The 16,491-nt window shown below is 65.3% G+C and carries 14 protein-coding genes; 12 read left to right on the forward strand and 2 right to left on the reverse strand.

The window, feature by feature from the left end; translation table 11 throughout:
- The first annotated feature begins 11 nt into the window (after positions 1-11).
- From nuoI to AC0MAZ_RS20345, 7 genes are all read left to right on the forward strand, one after another.
- Positions 12-560: an NADH-quinone oxidoreductase subunit NuoI gene (gene nuoI, locus AC0MAZ_RS20315; RefSeq protein WP_003251442.1), complete on the forward strand. Its 549-nt coding sequence runs from the start codon at positions 12-14 to the stop codon at positions 558-560.
- Between the two features lie 10 nt (positions 561-570).
- The gene (gene nuoJ, locus AC0MAZ_RS20320) at positions 571-1,071 is read left to right on the forward strand and encodes an NADH-quinone oxidoreductase subunit J (RefSeq protein ID WP_110733459.1); all 501 of its coding nucleotides are present in this window, start codon (positions 571-573) and stop codon (positions 1,069-1,071) included.
- A gap of 3 nt (positions 1,072-1,074) precedes the next feature.
- Positions 1,075-1,383 (forward strand): NADH-quinone oxidoreductase subunit NuoK, encoded by a 309-nt coding sequence (gene nuoK, locus AC0MAZ_RS20325; RefSeq protein ID WP_008096201.1) that lies wholly within the window; start codon positions 1,075-1,077, stop codon positions 1,381-1,383.
- Positions 1,380-3,233 (forward strand): NADH-quinone oxidoreductase subunit L, encoded by a 1,854-nt coding sequence (gene nuoL / locus AC0MAZ_RS20330; RefSeq protein ID WP_062573488.1) that lies wholly within the window; start codon positions 1,380-1,382, stop codon positions 3,231-3,233. Before nuoK ends, nuoL begins: the two co-directional genes overlap by 4 nt.
- Before the next feature lie 40 nt (positions 3,234-3,273).
- Positions 3,274-4,806: an NADH-quinone oxidoreductase subunit M gene (gene nuoM / locus AC0MAZ_RS20335; protein ID WP_110733457.1), complete on the forward strand. Its 1,533-nt coding sequence runs from the start codon at positions 3,274-3,276 to the stop codon at positions 4,804-4,806.
- A gap of 7 nt (positions 4,807-4,813) precedes the next feature.
- On the forward strand, positions 4,814-6,283 hold the full coding sequence (gene nuoN / locus AC0MAZ_RS20340; protein ID WP_102685131.1) for an NADH-quinone oxidoreductase subunit NuoN: 1,470 nt from the start codon (positions 4,814-4,816) through the stop codon (positions 6,281-6,283).
- Between the two features lie 440 nt (positions 6,284-6,723).
- Entirely contained in the window at positions 6,724-8,775 is a 2,052-nt protein-coding gene (locus tag AC0MAZ_RS20345; protein ID WP_475858952.1) for a TonB-dependent receptor family protein, read from the forward strand.
- A 99-nt stretch (positions 8,776-8,874) separates the two neighbouring features.
- Here the strand turns inward: AC0MAZ_RS20345 and AC0MAZ_RS20350 are convergent, their stop codons facing one another.
- On the reverse strand, positions 8,875-9,939 hold the full coding sequence (locus AC0MAZ_RS20350; RefSeq protein WP_110733451.1) for an AI-2E family transporter: 1,065 nt from the start codon (positions 9,937-9,939) through the stop codon (positions 8,875-8,877).
- 124 nt (positions 9,940-10,063) lie between these two features.
- On the opposite strand from AC0MAZ_RS20350, the gene trhP reads away from it, so the two are divergent.
- From trhP to AC0MAZ_RS20375, 5 genes are all read left to right on the forward strand, one after another.
- Positions 10,064-11,398 carry a prephenate-dependent tRNA uridine(34) hydroxylase TrhP gene (gene trhP, locus AC0MAZ_RS20355; RefSeq protein WP_475858953.1) on the forward strand — a complete coding sequence of 445 codons (1,335 nt, stop codon included), beginning with the start codon at positions 10,064-10,066 and terminating at the stop codon, positions 11,396-11,398.
- A 146-nt stretch (positions 11,399-11,544) separates the two neighbouring features.
- Positions 11,545-13,281 (forward strand): copper resistance system multicopper oxidase, encoded by a 1,737-nt coding sequence (locus AC0MAZ_RS20360; protein ID WP_234562365.1) that lies wholly within the window; start codon positions 11,545-11,547, stop codon positions 13,279-13,281.
- Positions 13,274-14,179 carry a copper resistance protein B gene (locus AC0MAZ_RS20365; RefSeq protein ID WP_203652023.1) on the forward strand — a complete coding sequence of 302 codons (906 nt, stop codon included), beginning with the start codon at positions 13,274-13,276 and terminating at the stop codon, positions 14,177-14,179. The genes AC0MAZ_RS20360 and AC0MAZ_RS20365 overlap by 8 nt, the downstream gene beginning before the upstream one ends.
- Positions 14,180-14,316: 137 nt before the next feature.
- Positions 14,317-14,745 carry a DUF411 domain-containing protein gene (locus AC0MAZ_RS20370; protein ID WP_203652022.1) on the forward strand — a complete coding sequence of 143 codons (429 nt, stop codon included), beginning with the start codon at positions 14,317-14,319 and terminating at the stop codon, positions 14,743-14,745.
- The gene (locus AC0MAZ_RS20375; RefSeq protein ID WP_203652021.1) at positions 14,745-15,182 is read left to right on the forward strand and encodes a YqaA family protein; all 438 of its coding nucleotides are present in this window, start codon (positions 14,745-14,747) and stop codon (positions 15,180-15,182) included. Before AC0MAZ_RS20370 ends, AC0MAZ_RS20375 begins: the two co-directional genes overlap by 1 nt.
- A 55-nt stretch (positions 15,183-15,237) precedes the next feature.
- On the opposite strand, the gene AC0MAZ_RS20380 is transcribed toward AC0MAZ_RS20375, so the two are convergent.
- Positions 15,238-16,446: a hypothetical protein gene (locus AC0MAZ_RS20380; protein ID WP_232857019.1), complete on the reverse strand. Its 1,209-nt coding sequence runs from the start codon at positions 16,444-16,446 to the stop codon at positions 15,238-15,240.
- Positions 16,447-16,491: the final 45 nt, after the last annotated feature.

The raw sequence follows: 16,491 nt of genomic DNA on the forward strand, positions 1-16,491 counted from the left end.
GGATTTGACCCATGTTCAAGTATATCGGCGACATCGTTAAGGGCACCGGCACACAGCTGCGCAGCCTGGCCATGGTGTTCTCCCACGGGTTCCGCAAGCGCGACACCCTGCAGTACCCCGAAGAACCCGTGTACCTGCCGCCGCGCTACCGCGGCCGCATCGTCCTCACCCGCGACCCCGATGGCGAGGAGCGCTGCGTGGCGTGCAACCTCTGCGCGGTGGCCTGCCCGGTCGGCTGCATCTCGCTGCAAAAGGCCGAGACCGAGGACGGCCGTTGGTACCCCGAGTTCTTCCGCATCAACTTCTCGCGCTGCATCTTCTGCGGCCTGTGCGAAGAGGCGTGCCCGACCACCGCGATCCAGCTGACTCCGGATTTCGAAATGGCCGAGTTCAAGCGTCAGGACCTGGTGTACGAGAAAGAAGATCTGCTGATCTCCGGCCCCGGCAAGAACCCTGACTACAACTTCTACCGTGTTGCCGGCATGGCGATCGCTGGCAAGCCGAAAGGCTCTGCGCAGAACGAAGCCGAGCCGATCAACGTGAAGAGCTTGCTCCCATAAGGACAGAAAGATGGAATTCGCTTTCTACTTCGCATCCGGTGTCGCCGTTGTCTCCACGCTCCGCGTGGTGACCGGCACCAACCCGGTGCACGCCCTGCTCTACCTGATCATCTCGCTGATTTCCGTGGCGATGATCTTCTTCTCCCTCGGCGCGCCATTCGCCGGCGCCCTGGAAGTGATCGCCTACGCTGGCGCCATCATGGTGCTGTTCGTGTTCGTGGTGATGATGCTCAACCTCGGGCCGGCCTCGGTCGCCCAGGAGCGCGGCTGGCTCAAGCCCGGCATCTGGGCGGGGCCGGTGATCCTCGCCGCCCTGCTGCTGCTGGAGCTGCTGTACGTGCTGTTCGTCACCCCGTCGGGCGCCGCCATCAGCGGTACCACCGTCAGCGCCAAGGACGTCGGCATCAGCCTGTTCGGGCCGTACCTGCTGGTGGTCGAACTGGCCTCGATGCTGCTGCTCGCGGCAGCCGTCACCGCCTTCCACCTGGGCCGCAACGAGGCGAAGGAGTAAATCATGGGTGCTATCCCTCTCGAGCATGGTCTGGCGGTCGCCGGCATCCTGTTCTGCTTAGGTCTGGTTGGCCTGATGGTCCGCCGCAACATCCTCTTCGTGCTCATGAGCCTGGAAGTCATGATGAACGCCTCTGCCCTGGCGTTCATCGTCGCCGGTGCCCGTTGGGTCCAGCCCGACGGCCAGGTGATGTTCATCCTGGTGATCAGCCTGGCAGCCGCCGAGGCCAGCATTGGCCTGGCGATCCTGCTGCAGCTGTATCGCCGCTTCCACACTCTCGACATCGATGCTGCCAGTGAGATGCGCGGATGAACCTTATCTTCCTGACGTTCGTATTCCCCCTGATCGGCTTCCTGCTGCTGTCGTTCTCGCGCGGCCGCTGGTCCGAGAACCTGTCGGCGCTGGTCGGTGTCGGCTCGGTCGGTCTGTCGGCGGCCACCGCCGCGTACGTGATCTGGCAGTTCAACGTCGCCCCGCCTGAGGGCGGTGCGTACAGCCAGCTGCTGTGGCAGTGGATGTCGGTGGACGGCTTCGCGCCGAACTTCACCCTGTACGTGGACGGCCTGTCGGTCACCATGCTGGGCGTGGTCACCGGTGTCGGCTTCCTGATCCACCTGTTCGCCTCCTGGTACATGCGTGGCGAAGCCGGTTACTCGCGCTTCTTCTCGTACACCAACCTGTTCATCGCCAGCATGCTGTTCCTGGTGCTGGGCGACAACCTGCTGTTCATCTACTTCGGCTGGGAAGGCGTGGGCCTGTGCTCGTACCTGTTGATCGGTTTCTACTACAGCAACCGCAACAACGGTAACGCGGCGCTCAAGGCGTTCATCGTCACCCGCATCGGCGACGTGTTCATGGCCATCGGCCTGTTCATCCTGTTCGTCCAGCTGGGTACCCTGAACGTGCAGGAACTGCTGGTGCTGGCACCGCAGAAGTTCCAGGCCGGTGACACCTGGATGGTCCTGGCGACCCTGATGCTGCTGGGTGGCGCGGTCGGTAAATCGGCCCAGCTGCCGCTGCAGACCTGGCTGGCCGACGCGATGGCGGGCCCGACCCCGGTTTCGGCGCTGATCCACGCGGCCACCATGGTGACCGCGGGCGTGTACCTGATCGCCCGTACCAACGGCCTGTTCCTGCTGGCGCCGGACGTCCTGCACCTGGTCGGCGTGGTCGGTGGCGTGACCCTGGTCCTGGCCGGCTTCGCCGCCCTGGTACAGACCGACATCAAGCGTATCCTCGCCTACTCGACCATGAGCCAGATCGGCTACATGTTCCTGGCCCTGGGCGTCGGCGCCTGGGACGCGGCGATCTTCCACCTGATGACCCACGCCTTCTTCAAGGCCCTGCTGTTCCTTGCCTCCGGTGCGGTGATCGTCGCCTGCCACCACGAGCAGAACATCTTCAAGATGGGCGGCCTGTGGAAGAAACTGCCGCTGGCCTACGCCAGCTTCGTGGTCGGTGGCGCCGCCCTGGCCGCCCTGCCGATCCTGACCGTGGGCTTCTACTCCAAGGACGAGATCCTCTGGGAAGCCTTCGCCAGCGGCAACACCGGCCTGCTGTACGCAGGTCTGGTGGGCGCGTTCATGACCTCGCTGTACACCTTCCGCCTGATCTTCATCGCCTTCCACGGCGAAGCCAAGACCGAAGCCCACGCCGGCCACGGCATCAGCCACTGGCTGCCGCTGGGCGTGCTGATCGTGCTGTCGACCTTCATCGGCGCCTGGATCCACCCGCCGCTGGCAGGCGTGCTGCCTGAAAGCGCCGGCCACGCCGGTGGCGAAGCCAAGCACTCGCTGGAGATCGCCTCGGGCGCCATCGCCATCGCCGGTATCCTGCTGTCGGCCCTGCTGTTCCTGGGCAAGCGCCGCTTCGTCACTGCGGTCGCCAACAGCGGTATCGGTCGCGTCCTGTCGGCCTGGTGGTTCGCCGCCTGGGGCTTCGACTGGATCTACGACAAGCTCTTCGTCAAACCTTACCTGCTGATCAGCCACATCCTGCGCAAGGACCCGGTTGACCGCAGCATCGGCCTCATCCCTCGCCTGGCTCGCGGCGGTCACGTCGCCATGAGCAAGACCGAGACCGGCCAGCTGCGCTGGTACACCGCCTCGATCGCCGTCGGCGCCGTGCTGGTGCTCGGTGCCGTGGTAGTGGCCGCGGTATGACTATGAATCTTGCGACTTTGCCAAAGGAAACCAACCCGTCATGATTTTGCCTTGGCTGATCCTGATCCCCTTCATCGGCGGCTTCCTGTGCTGGCTGGGTGAGCGCTTCGGCTCCACCCTGCCGCGCTGGATCGCGCTGCTGACCATGTCCCTGCTGCTTGGCATCGGCCTGTGGCTGTGGGCGAACGGCAACTACACCCTGGCTCCCGCCCCTGGCGCGGAGCCCGCCTGGGCCCTCGAGTACAAAGTCGAGTGGATCAAGCGCTTCGGCATCAGCATCCACCTGGCCCTCGACGGCCTGTCGCTGCTGATGATCCTGCTCACCGGCCTGCTCGGTGTGCTGTCGGTGCTGTGCTCGTGGAAAGAGATCCAGCGCCACGTCGGCTTCTTCCACCTCAACCTGATGTGGATCCTCGGCGGCGTGGTCGGTGTGTTCCTGGCCCTGGACCTGTTCCTGTTCTTCTTCTTCTGGGAAATGATGCTGGTGCCGATGTACTTCCTCATCGCGCTCTGGGGTCACAGCTCCTCCGACGGCAAGAAGACCCGGATCTACGCGGCGACCAAGTTCTTCATCTTCACCCAGGCCAGCGGCCTGATCATGCTGGTGGCGATCCTCGGCCTGGTGCTGGTCAACTACAACAGCACCGGCGTGATCACCTTCAACTACAGCGACCTGCTCAAGGCCGAGCTGCCAGCCGGCGTCGAGTACATCCTGATGCTGGGCTTCTTCATCGCCTTCGCGGTGAAGCTGCCGGTGGTGCCGTTCCACTCCTGGCTGCCTGACGCTCACGCCCAGGCACCGACCGCAGGTTCCGTGGACCTCGCGGGCATCCTGCTGAAGACCGCGGCCTACGGCCTGCTGCGCTTCGCCCTGCCGCTGTTCCCGAACGCCTCGGCCGAGTTCGCGCCGATCGCCATGACCCTGGGCCTGATCGGTATCTTCTACGGTGCCTTCCTGGCCTTCGCGCAAACCGACATCAAGCGCCTGGTGGCCTTCTCCAGCGTCTCGCACATGGGCTTCGTGCTGATCGGCATCTACTCCGGCAGCCAGCAGGCCCTGCAGGGCGCGGTGATCCAGATGCTGGCCCACGGCCTGTCGGCCGCCGCGCTGTTCATCCTGGCCGGCCAGCTGTACGAGCGCCTGCACACCCGTGACATGCGCGAGATGGGTGGCCTGTGGCACCGCATCGCGTATCTTCCGGCCATCAGCCTGTTCTTCGCCGCCGCATCGCTGGGCCTGCCGGGCACCGGCAACTTCGTCGGCGAGTTCCTGATCCTGATCGGCAGCTTCGCCCACGTCCCATGGATCACCGTGATCGCCACCACCGGCCTGGTCTTCGGTTCGGTGTACTCGCTGATCATGATCCACCGCGCCTACTTCGGTCCGGCCAAGGCCGACACCGTGCTGGCCGGCATGGACGGTCGCGAGCTGATCATGGTGCTGGGCCTGGCGGGCCTGCTGATCCTGCTGGGCGTGTATCCGCAGCCGTTCCTGGACACCTCTGCCGCCACCATGAGCGGTGTGCAGCAGTGGCTCGGTTCCGCTTTCACTCAACTCGCTTCGGCCCGGTAAGAGCGCTATGGAATTCACCACTCAACACTTCATCGCATTGGCGCCGATGCTGATCACCACCATCACCACGGTGGTGGTGATGCTGGCGATCGCCTGGAAGCGCAACCACTCGCAGACCTTCCTGCTGTCCACCGTGGGCCTGAACCTGGCCCTGCTGTCGATCCTGCCGGCACTTAAAGTCGCACCGCTGGCGGTCACGTCGCTTGTGACCATCGACAAGTTCGCCTGCCTGTACATGGCGATCATCCTGGTGGCCACCCTGGCCTGCGTCACCCTTGCCCACGCCTATCTGGGCGAGGGCTCCAAGGGCTTCCCGGGCAACCGTGAAGAGCTGTACCTGCTGCTGCTGATGTCGGCACTGGGTGGCCTGGTGCTGGTCAGCGCCAACCACCTGGCGGGCCTGTTCATCGGCCTGGAGCTGCTGTCGGTGCCGGTCTACGGCCTGGTGGCGTACGCCTTCTTCAACAAGCGCTCGCTGGAAGCCGGCATCAAGTACATGGTGCTGTCGGCTGCCGGCTCCGCCTTCCTGCTGTTCGGCATGGCGCTGCTGTACGCCGATGCCGGCGCGCTGACCTTCGACCAGCTGGGCAAGGCCCTGGCCGCCACCAGCATGCCGAGCCTGCTGGCGCAGCTGGGCCTGGGCATGATGCTGGTAGGCCTGGCCTTCAAGCTGTCGCTGGTGCCATTCCACCTGTGGACCCCGGACGTGTACGAAGGCGCCCCGGCGCCGGTCGCCGCGTTCCTGGCCACCGCCAGCAAGGTCGCGGTGTTCGCCGTCGTGGTACGCCTGTTCATGCTCTCCCCCGCCGCCAGCAGCGGCGTGCTGAGCACCGTGCTGGCGGTGATCGCGGTCGCCTCGATCATCATCGGCAACCTGCTGGCGCTGACCCAGAGCAACCTCAAGCGTCTGCTCGGTTACTCGTCCATCGCCCACTTCGGCTACCTGGTCATCGCCCTGGTCGCCAGCAAGGGCCTGGCCCTGGAAGCCATGGGCGTGTACCTGGTCACCTACGTGATCACCAGCCTCGGCGCCTTCGGCGTGATCACCCTGATGTCCTCGCCGTACGCCGGCCGTGACGCCGACGCCCTGTACGAGTACCGCGGCCTGTTCTGGCGCCGTCCGTACCTGACCGCCGTGCTGACCGTGATGATGCTCTCGCTGGCCGGTATCCCGCTGACCGCGGGCTTCATCGGCAAGTTCTACATCATCGCCACCGGCGTCGAGTCGCACCTGTGGTGGCTGGTCGGCGCCCTGGTGATCGGCAGCGCCATCGGCGTGTACTACTACCTGCGCGTCATGGTCACCCTGTACCTGGTCGAGCCGAACCTGCGTCGCCACGACGCCCCGCTGAAGTGGGAACAGCGCACCGGCGGCGTGATGCTGCTGGCCATTGCCATCCTCGCCTTCGTGCTGGGCGTGTACCCGCAGCCGTTGCTGGAGATGGTGCAGCAGGCGGGTCTGCAACTGATCGGTTGATCGGCTGCACGATGTGAAAGTAACCCCGCCTCGGCGGGGTTTCTTTTTGCCTGAAGGAAATCACTGGCTTGTTCGCGGGTAAATCGCAGCGGCGCACCGCCGCTCCCACAGGATCACCACCATTTCCAACGCTCAGCGCTTTACCTGTGGGAGCAACTGTCTTGCTCAATTTTTAGAATCTGGCGCGATCCCTGTGGGAGCGGGTTTACCCGCGAAGCAGGCGACGCGGTGCCTGGCACCGGCTGCGCCGGTGTTCGCGGCTGAAGCCGCTCCCACAGCGACCGCGCGGCCCTCAAGCCACGCGCTATGCCTGTGGGAGCGGCGGTGCGCCGCTGCGATTTACCCGCGAAGAAGCCACTGCGGTATTACAGATCGACCACTGTGCTTCGTCTGCCCTTTGCAGCGTCAGACTCCCGCCCCCGATCTGGAACCCCGTCCCCATGCGCCCCACCCTCCCCTACTCCCTGCTGGCCCTGCTTGTCGCTGGCACCGCCCAGGCTGCCAATCGCGTCGAACTCGACCAGGTGCTGATCCAGGACCGGCAGCAATCCGAACTGGAAGCCGCCGCCGAGCACCTGCGCGAGATCCCCGGCGCCAGCAACCTGGTGGACATGGACAAGGTCGGCCAAGGTCGGGTGGCCAGCAACCAGGACGTGCTGGCCTACCAGCCTGGCGTATTCGCCCAGTCGGCGGGCAACGATGGCATCAAGCTGTCGATCCGTGGTTCGGGCATCAACCGCGCACCGGGCGCCCACGGCTCGGGCGTGTACACAATGTTCGACGGCCTGCCGCTGACCGGCCCGGGCGGCACGCCCTACGAGCTGTTCGAACCGCTGTGGTTGAGCCGCGCCGAAGTGCTGCGCGGCGCCAACGGCTTCGACCAGGGCTCGCTGGCCCTGGGCGGCGCGATCAACTACGTGACCCACACCGGCTACGATGCCGCGCCCTTGCAGGTGCGCTACGAAGTCGGCAGCCGTGGCTACCAGCGCCGGCACATCAGCTCCGGGCAGGTGCTGGGCAACCTCGACTACTACGTGGCCCTGACCGATGCCGAGTACGACGGCTACCAGGATCACAGCAGCGGCAGCGCCAAGGGCATCGCCGCCAACATCGGCTACCGCTTCAACCCAAACCTGGAGACGCGCTTCTACCTGCGCTACCGGGAAACCGAGAACGACCTGGCCGGGCGCCTGACCAAGGACCAGATCAAGCACCATCCCCGTGCCGCCAATCCGGCGTACCTGGCCCGCGACGACAGCCGCCCGCAACCGGGCAGCACCTGGGTGGGCAACAAGACCACCTTCTTCCTGGATGACGATTCACGCCTGGAGGCGGGGCTGGTCTATCACGACTACCCCATGGACCTGCGCGAAGGCCCGATGCGCCTTAAGGTCGCCTACACCGATGTCAGCGGCACGCTGAACTACTTGCGTCGCGACACCCTGTTCGGCAATGAGAGCAAGACCACCCTCGGCTGGCGTACCACCAAGCACCTGCCCAACAGCGGCGCCTCGCAGTTCGCTCGCCCCGGCGGCGACAACTTCGGCGCCCGCAGCCGCGATTTCAGCTACCAGGGTTCGGATACCGTGCTGCATGCGGGCAACGACCTGGAGCTGATCCCGAACCTGTGGCTGAGCACGGGCCTGGCGATGATCTATACCCGCCGCGAAAGCGACGTCACCTACCCGACCAGTGGCGGCAAGGTCAGCCAGCATGACTGGGACTACGCCCCACGCCTGGGCCTGCGTTACGACATCCGCCCTGACCTGCAGGTCTACGGCAACCTCAGTCGCTCGGTGGAGCCGCCGCACCCGTGGTCGCTGGTCTGGAGTGCGCCGGTCGCCAACCAGCCCATGAAGATGCAGAACCAGACCGCCGCCACCCTCGAGCTGGGTGCCCGCGGCGACTCGGCACTGGGGCGCTGGGACCTGGCCTGGTACTACGCCCAGGTACGCCACGAGCTGTTGAACGTGGAAGTCGTGCAAGGCTTGCCGTTCAAGGAGTTCAACGCCAGCCCCACCGTGCACCAGGGCGTCGAGGCCGGCCTGGACAGCCTGCTCTGGGAGCAACCCGGCACCGGCAAGCTCAGCCTGCGCCAGGCCTACACCTTCAGCGACTTCCACTACCGCGACGACGACAAGTTCGGCGACAACCGCCTGCCTGGCATCCCCATGCACTACTACCAGGCCGAACTGCGCTACGACTGGCCGAGCGGTTTCTACGCCGGGGTGAACACGCAGATGGCCTCCAAGGTGCAGGTGGACTACGCCAACAGCTACCACGCCGATGCCTACGCCCTGCTCGGCGCGCGCCTGGGCTGGGATTCGCCGAAACGGGACTGGCAGACCTGGCTCGACCTGCGCAACCTGACCAACAAGCGGTATGCGGCGACGGTGACACCGGGGTACAACGATGCCGGGCAGGACATCGCCCGCTCGACGCCGGGGGAAGGGTTCGGGGTGTATGCGGGGGTTTCCTACAGTTTCCGATAAATAGCTTGGGGCTACGATGCAGCCCATTCGCGGGTAAACCCGCTCCCACAGGTTTCGTGCAGTGCCCTGTGGGAGCGGGTTTACCCGCGAATGGCCCTTTCAGGATGGCAGTTGCACCTGCGGCTTGGTCGAGGCAAAGATCGCCCAGCTGGAAATGAACAACGCCGCGATCAACGGCCCGATCACGAAGCCATTGAGCCCGAACACCGCCAACCCGCCCAAGGTCGACACCAGCACCAGGTAATCCGGCATCCGCGTATCCTTGCCCACCAGGATCGGCCGCAGCAGGTTGTCCACCAACCCGATCACCAGCACGCCGAACGCCGTCAGCACGATCCCCTGCCAGATCGCCCCGGTCAGCAGGAAATACAGCGCCACCGGTCCCCAGACGATCCCCGCGCCCACCGCCGGCAATAGCGACAGGAACGCCATCAGCACCGCCCACACCAGCACGCTGGGAATGCCCAGCACCCAGAAGATCAGCCCACCCAGCGCCCCCTGGGTGATCGCCACCAGCAGGTTGCCCTTGACCGTGGCCCGCACCACGCGCTTGAACTTCAACTGCAGGCGGCGCTTCTGCTGCTCGGGCAGCGGCACCGCCTGGCGCACCTTGCGCGCCACCTCCGCGCCCTCGCGCAGGAAGAAGAACAGCAGGTAGAGCATGATGCCGAAGCTCACCAGGAACTCGAAGGTACCCTGGCCGAAGCTGAACGCCTGGCCGGCGAGGAACTGGCTGCCCTGGGTGGCCCACTTGGTGATCTTGTCGCGCAGGCCATCGAGGTTGCCCATGCCCATGCGGTCGAGGAAATGCTGGGCATAGACAGGCAGCATATCCTTGCCACGCTCGATATAGCCGGCAATGTCCAGCTGGCCGCTTTCGATGCGTTGGTACAGCGCCGCGCCCTCCTGCACCAGCAAGGCACTGATGATGATCACCGGCAGCACGGCGACCAGCAGGCAGGTGGCCAGCGCCGTCGCCGTGGCCAGGTTGCGCCGCCCGCCCAGGCGCAGCAGCAGATGACGTTGCAACGGAGAGAATAGAATGCCGAGGATCACCGCCCAGAAGATCGCGCCGGAATACGGCAGCAGGATCCAGATGAAGGCGATGGTCACCAGTGCCAGCAGCACGGTCAGGGCTTTGTTCTGCAAGACGGCTTCGTTCATGGTCATTCCTCGGGGGCTCAACAATTTAGTGCCCCGCGCATCGGCAAAAGTGCCGTTGATCCAGATCAATACCTGCACAGTGCCGCCGACTTAGCATCCGCGCCTTTTGCCCCCGGTGCGCACCATGACCTCTCCCGCCAAGCCCGAACTGCTCGCCCCCGCCGGCACCCTCAAGACCATGCGCTACGCCTTCGCCTACGGCGCCGACGCAGTCTATGCCGGCCAGCCGCGCTACAGCCTGCGGGTGCGCAACAATGAGTTCGACCACGCCAACCTGGCCCTGGGCATCCAGGAGGCCCAGGCCCAGGGCAAGCGCTTCTACGTGGTGGTCAACATCGCCCCGCACAACGCCAAGCTCAAGACCTTCCTCAAGGACCTGGCGCCAGTGATCGAGATGGGCCCGGATGCGCTGATCATGTCCGACCCGGGGCTGATCATGCTGGTGCGCCAGCACTTCCCGCAGATGCCCATCCACCTGTCGGTGCAGGCCAACACGGTGAACTGGGCCAGCGTGCAGTTCTGGCAAGGCATGGGGCTGACCCGGGTGATCCTGTCGCGGGAGCTGTCGCTGGAAGAGATCGAAGAGATCCGCCAGCAGGTGCCTGAAATGGAGCTGGAAGTCTTCGTGCACGGCGCGTTGTGCATGGCCTATTCCGGGCGCTGCCTGCTGTCGGGCTACATGAACAAGCGCGACGCCAACCAGGGCACCTGCACCAATGCCTGCCGCTGGAAGTACCAGGCCACCCCGGCCAGCGAAAACGCCACGGGCGACATCGTTCGTGAATGCGAGCCGACCCTGGGCCTCGGCGCACCGACCGAACAGGTGTTCCTGCTCCAGGAGTCCAACCGCCCCGGCGAAGAGATGCCCGCCTTCGAGGACGAGCACGGCACCTACATCATGAACGCCAAGGACCTGCGCGCGATCCAGCACGTCGAGCGCCTGGCCCGGATGGGCGTGCACTCGCTGAAGATCGAAGGCCGCACCAAGTCGCACTTCTACTGTGCCCGCGCCGTGCAGTCCTACCGCCAGGCCATCGACGACGCCGTGGCCGGACGGCCGTTCGACCGCAGCCTGATGAGCAACCTCGAGTCCCTCGCCCAACGTGGATATACCGAAGGCTTCCTGCGCCGCCATGTGCACGACGAGTACCAGAACTACCAGCGCGGCAACTCGGTGTCCGAGCGCCAGCAGTTCGTCGGCGAGCTGACAGGGGTGCGCGTGGACGGCCTGGCCGAAGTGAAGGTAAAGAACCGCTTCGCGGTGGGCGATCACCTGGAGCTGATGACCCCGCGCGGCAACTACCACTTCGACCTGCACCGCCTGTGCGACCGCCAGCAGCAGGCCATCGGGGTGGCGCCGGGCGACGGCCATGTGGTGTACCTGCCGATTCCCGAGCAGGTGTCGCTGGAGTTCGGCCTGCTGATGCGCGACCTGGAGAGTGGCGAGGTCGTTGCCTGACAAATCTGTAATCCGCGCCTCAGGTGGCTGACAGGCGCTGGCGACGACCATCGGTGTCATTCCCGATCGCGGGGCAAGCCCGCTCCCACCGTGGGAGCGGGCTTGCCCCGCGATCGGATGGACCTTGCCAGCACCGAGAACATGCCATGCCACCGACTCCAACCCGCCGCACCTTCGTCAAGGGCCTGGGTGCCGCCAGCGCCCTGGCCGGCCTCGGCCTCTGGCGCCCGCTGGCCCAGGCCGCCGAGGGCCGTCTGCCGCTGCATGACCTGAGCGGCCAGCAGTTCGACCTGTTCATCGGTCAGACCCCGGTCAACATCACCGGCCGCCCACGCACCGCGCAGACCATCAACGCCAGCCTGCCCGGCCCGCAGCTGCGCTGGCGCGAGGGCGACACCGTGACCCTGCGCGTGCGCAACCGCCTGGACCAGCCCACCTCGATCCACTGGCACGGCATCATCCTGCCGGCCAACATGGACGGCGTGCCGGGCCTGAGCTTCGCCGGCATCGAGCCCGGCGGCGACTACCTCTATCAGTTCACCCTGCGCCAGAGCGGCACCTACTGGTACCACAGCCACTCCGGGCTGCAGGAGCAGGCCGGCGTGTACGGCGCCATCGTCATCGAGCCCCGCGAACCCGAGCCGCACAAGTACCAACGCGACCATGTGCTGTTGTTCAGCGACTGGTCGGACCAGGCGCCGGAAGCCCTGATGGCCACCCTGAAGAAGCAGTCAGACGCCTTCAACTACCACAAGCGCACGGTCGGCGACTTCGTCGATGATGTTGCTGAGAACGGCTGGGGCAAGGCCGTCGACAATCGCTGGGCCTGGGCGAAGATGCGCATGAGCCCCACCGACCTGGCCGACATCAGCGCCGCCAGCTACACCTACCTGCTCAACGGCCAGCCCCCGGACGGCAACTTCACCTGCCTGTTCCAGCCCGGCGAGACCGTACGCCTGCGCCTGATCAATGCCTCGGCGATGACCTACTTCGACTTCCGCATTCCGGGCCTGAAGCTCACGGTGATCGCCGCCGACGGCCTGCCGGTGACCCCGGTGACCGTGGACGAGCTGCGCATCGCCGTGGCCGAGACCTATGACGTGCTGGTCACCGTGGGCAACCTGCCCGCCTACACGCTGTTCGCCCAGAGCATGGACCGCACCGGCTTCGCCCGTGGCACGCTGGCCCGCGCGGCGGGTCTGCAGGCCCCCGTGCCCGAGCCGGACCCGCGTCCGGTGCTGACCATGGACGACATGGGGCACGGCGGCATGGGGGGGATGGACCATTCGAACATGCCAGCGATGGACCACGGCAATATGGCGGGCATGGACCACTCGAACATGGCCGGCATGGCCATGATGCAAGGCCACCCCGCCAGCGAAACCGACAACCCGCTGGTGGACATGCAGACCATGGCCCCCCGGGCCAACCTGGCCGATCCCGGCATCGGCCTGCGCGACAACGGCCGCCGGGTGCTGACCTACGCCGACCTGCGCAGCCCCTACTCCGACCCAGACGGACGCGAACCGTCGCGGGACATCGAGCTGCACCTGACAGGCCACATGGAACGCTTCGCCTGGTCGTTCGACGGCATCAAGTTCAGCGATGCCGAGCCGCTGCGCCTGAAATACGGCGAACGGGTGCGCATCACCCTGGTCAACGACACCATGATGACCCACCCCATCCACCTGCACGGCATGTGGAGCGACCTGGAGGATGAACAAGGGCGCTTCCTGGTGCGCAAGCACACCATCGACATGCCCCCCGGCAGCCGGCGCAGCTACCGCGTAACCGCCGATGCCCTGGGCCGCTGGGCCTATCACTGCCACCTGCTCTACCACATGGAGACCGGCATGTTCCGCGAGGTACGGGTCGATGAATGAGAACCGCAACCGCCACATCGTCACCGGTGTCGCGCTGATGGCCTTGCTGGCCAGTGAACGGGCCCTGGCCGCGGGCATGGACCACATGAACCATGGCGCCATGCCGATGGACCACGGCCAGATGAACCACACCAGCATGCCCATGGACCACAGCCAGATGAACCACGCGGCGGCGGCCCCCGGCCAACCGCGCACACCGCTGCCGGTGATCACCGATGCCGATCGCCGCGCCGCCTTCCCGCCGTTGCCGGGGCATCAGGTGCACGACCGGGCGACCAACTGGGCAGTGATCGTCGACCAACTGGAGTACCAGAACTTCGAAAGCAGCGGCGCCCTGAACTGGAACGCCACTGCCTGGGTCGGCGGCGATATCGACCGCCTGTGGCTGCGCACCGAGGGTGAGCGGGAACAAGGCAAGACCCACAAGGCCGAGCTGCAGGCCCTCTGGGGCCATGCCATCAGCCCCTGGTGGGAACTGGTCGGTGGCGTGCGCCAGGACTTCAAGCCCGCCAGCGGCCAGGGCTGGGCCGCCTTCGGCATCCAGGGCACGCCGCTCTACGGCCTGGAACTGGAAGCCACCGCCTACGCCGGCGAGCGGCAGCAGACCGCGCTGCGCCTGGAGGCCGGTTACGCTATGCTGCTGACCAATCGCTGGGTCCTCGAACCGACCGTCGAGGCCAACTTCTTTGGTCGCAACGACGCCGGGCGCGAACAGGGCTCGGGGCTGGCCGAAAGCGAAGTGGGCCTGCGCCTGCGTTACGAGATCACCCGCGCGTTCGCGCCCTATGTCGGGGTCAGCTTCAACCGCCTGCACGGCAACCGCGCCGAGCAGGCCAGGGAGGATGGCGAGGACATCGGCCAGACCCGGCTGGTGGCCGGGGTTCGCCTGCGTTTTTAAGGCCTGACGTCGCCCCTGTGGGAGCGGGTTTACCCGCGAATGCAATGGTGGACTCGCTGACGCATTCGCGGGTAAACCCGCTCCCACAGGGTCCGCGCAGATCAACCAGATGTGTTTTGTTTCACAGGAGCTCCACCATGCTGCGCAAACACCTGCTCACCCTCGGCCTGCTGGCCGTCACCGGCCTGGCACAGGCCGCCGAGACCATCGATGTCTACCGCGACCCCAACTGCGGTTGCTGCAAGGAGTGGATCAAGCACCTGAGCGATAACGGCTTCACCGTCAACGACCACGTCGAGCCAAACATGAGCGCGGTCAAGCAGCGCCTGGGCGTCGAGCCACGCCTGGCGTCGTGCCACACCGGGGTGATCGACGGCAAGTTCGTCGAAGGCCATGTCCCGGCCGAGCAGGTGCGTCTGCTGGCCAAACGCAACGACCTCAAGGGTATCGCGGTGCCGGGCATGCCGATGGGTTCGCCGGGCATGGAAATGGGTGACCACAAGGACGCCTACCAGGTCATCGGCGTGACCCGGGATGGCCAGGATACCGTGGTCGCCAACTACTGATGCTCAGCCTCGGGGCGCTGTTCCTCAGCGCCTTCGGCGCCGCCACCCTGTTGCCGCTGCAGTCCGAGGCCGTGCTGGTCGGGCTGCTGCTGCGCGAACCGGGCGCCTGGGCGACCCTGCTGCTGGTGGCCACGCTCGGTAACGTGCTCGGTTCCATCGTCAACTGGCTGCTGGGCCGGGCCATCGAGCACCTGCGCGAACGCCGCTGGTTCCCGTTCAGCGCCAGCCAGCTGGAACGCGCCCAGCAACGCTACCAGCGCTGGGGCCAGTGGTCATTGCTGCTGAGCTGGATGCCGGTGATCGGCGACCCGCTGACCTTGATCGCCGGGATCATGCGCGAGCCGTTCTGGCGTTTCGTGCTGCTGGTCACCCTGGCCAAGGGCGGGCGCTATATCGTGGTGGCAATGATCACCCTGGGCTGGTTTCACAGCGGGTGACCTAAAGGGATTCGAAAGGCTGGCCGGGGCCCTGAGGCCCCAGCCAGTCTCAAGCTCAAGCCGCGTCGGCAGCCTGCAGGTTGCCGAGCAGACGCCCTGCCATGTCCAGCTTCTTCTGCAGTGTGTCCACGAACGAGAGCGCAGAGTGGGCCTGCAACAGATCGGGTTCCAGCTTACGCTGCCCGAAGAGGTCGCCGTAGGAGTGGGTCTGCCCTATCGCCGTGTGGTCCAGCACCATTGAAGCGATTGCCTTTTCGGCGGCACTGCCATGCTCGGCAAGACGCTCCAGGTGCTCAAATGACTGAGAAAGCGGACTGGTCGGCCGTTGCAGCGAATTCATGGTCGCGTTGAAGTCATTACGCGTTGGCAGAGCGACCTCATCGTCGATCTTGACAAATCCGAGCTTGACGTCCTTCAACGATGTTAGCGGATCAGGCTGTCCGATGGTCGCCCCACCGTAACTCGCTTCAGGCTCCACAGGCTGTGCAGGGCTCGCTTCGGCCAAAGTGCCGGCTACCACCGAAGCGGCATCGTCGTATGCTTGCGCCACGACAACTGGCGCCAGCGCATCGGACTTCTGGGCGAACAGGTCGATGAACTCGGCATCGACCTCTTTGACAAACGCCACCACCGCTTCAGGTCCTACCTGCTCGGGATCCGGAAACTCGGCAAACTTCGAAGCCAGGAAAATCACCGCATCGAGCACCTTGGCGGCAGCCATCGGATCGTTCTGCATCAGTTTGATATTGTCCGGAAACTGGGCCTCTTGCAAAGAGTAGCCACCGACGATATCGACCTCGGTGATGCTCGTCCCAACCTTCAGCTCTGGCACAAGCTCGCCCAGCTTGACGACATTCGACAACAGGCAGTTGGCGTTACGCATGATATTGCTGCCCGTGAGCTGCTCCGTGTAACTGGCCATGAACTGCTCGGTTGGCAGATTCTCCTGCTTCGCCAGTATCCCGCTGGCCTGCGACCTCATGACATCCGGCAGCCCTTTGGCCATCTGCTCGTTTAATGAACGCATCATGTCCGGCGCCGAAGCCGTGGCCTGCGCGCCGCCCGTCGCCACACCGGGACGAAAGCCGAGGAACTCGGCAATCGCGATGAACAGGCGCATCAGGATGCCATGCTTCTGCGGCTCCTCGTGACGCGCCAGGCGCTGCGCTGACTCGCTGGTTTTCACCTGTGCGCAGTCACTGCTCTCGTTGACTGGATGCAACTGGGCGGCACACACCCAACTGGTTGAAACCGATTCGATCATTGTACAAACCTCTTCTTGCAGCATCGTTTAACTTGGGAAAAGACC

The sequence above is a fragment of the Pseudomonas sp. A genome (assembly GCF_056270345.1).

Coding starts and splice junctions, on each gene's coding strand:
- AC0MAZ_RS20375 (WP_203652021.1), top strand. CDS start 14,745: ATGCTCAGCCTCGGGGCGCTGTTCCTCAGCGCCTTCGGCGCCGCCACC.
- nuoJ (WP_110733459.1), top strand. CDS start 571: ATGGAATTCGCTTTCTACTTCGCATCCGGTGTCGCCGTTGTCTCCACG.
- nuoI (WP_003251442.1), top strand. CDS start 12: ATGTTCAAGTATATCGGCGACATCGTTAAGGGCACCGGCACACAGCTG.
- AC0MAZ_RS20370 (WP_203652022.1), top strand. CDS start 14,317: ATGCTGCGCAAACACCTGCTCACCCTCGGCCTGCTGGCCGTCACCGGC.
- AC0MAZ_RS20380 (WP_232857019.1), bottom strand. CDS start 16,446: ATGATCGAATCGGTTTCAACCAGTTGGGTGTGTGCCGCCCAGTTGCAT.
- AC0MAZ_RS20345 (WP_475858952.1), top strand. CDS start 6,724: ATGCGCCCCACCCTCCCCTACTCCCTGCTGGCCCTGCTTGTCGCTGGC.
- nuoK (WP_008096201.1), top strand. CDS start 1,075: ATGGGTGCTATCCCTCTCGAGCATGGTCTGGCGGTCGCCGGCATCCTG.
- AC0MAZ_RS20350 (WP_110733451.1), bottom strand. CDS start 9,939: ATGAACGAAGCCGTCTTGCAGAACAAAGCCCTGACCGTGCTGCTGGCA.
- nuoM (WP_110733457.1), top strand. CDS start 3,274: ATGATTTTGCCTTGGCTGATCCTGATCCCCTTCATCGGCGGCTTCCTG.
- AC0MAZ_RS20360 (WP_234562365.1), top strand. CDS start 11,545: ATGCCACCGACTCCAACCCGCCGCACCTTCGTCAAGGGCCTGGGTGCC.
- nuoN (WP_102685131.1), top strand. CDS start 4,814: ATGGAATTCACCACTCAACACTTCATCGCATTGGCGCCGATGCTGATC.
- nuoL (WP_062573488.1), top strand. CDS start 1,380: ATGAACCTTATCTTCCTGACGTTCGTATTCCCCCTGATCGGCTTCCTG.
- trhP (WP_475858953.1), top strand. CDS start 10,064: ATGACCTCTCCCGCCAAGCCCGAACTGCTCGCCCCCGCCGGCACCCTC.
- AC0MAZ_RS20365 (WP_203652023.1), top strand. CDS start 13,274: ATGAATGAGAACCGCAACCGCCACATCGTCACCGGTGTCGCGCTGATG.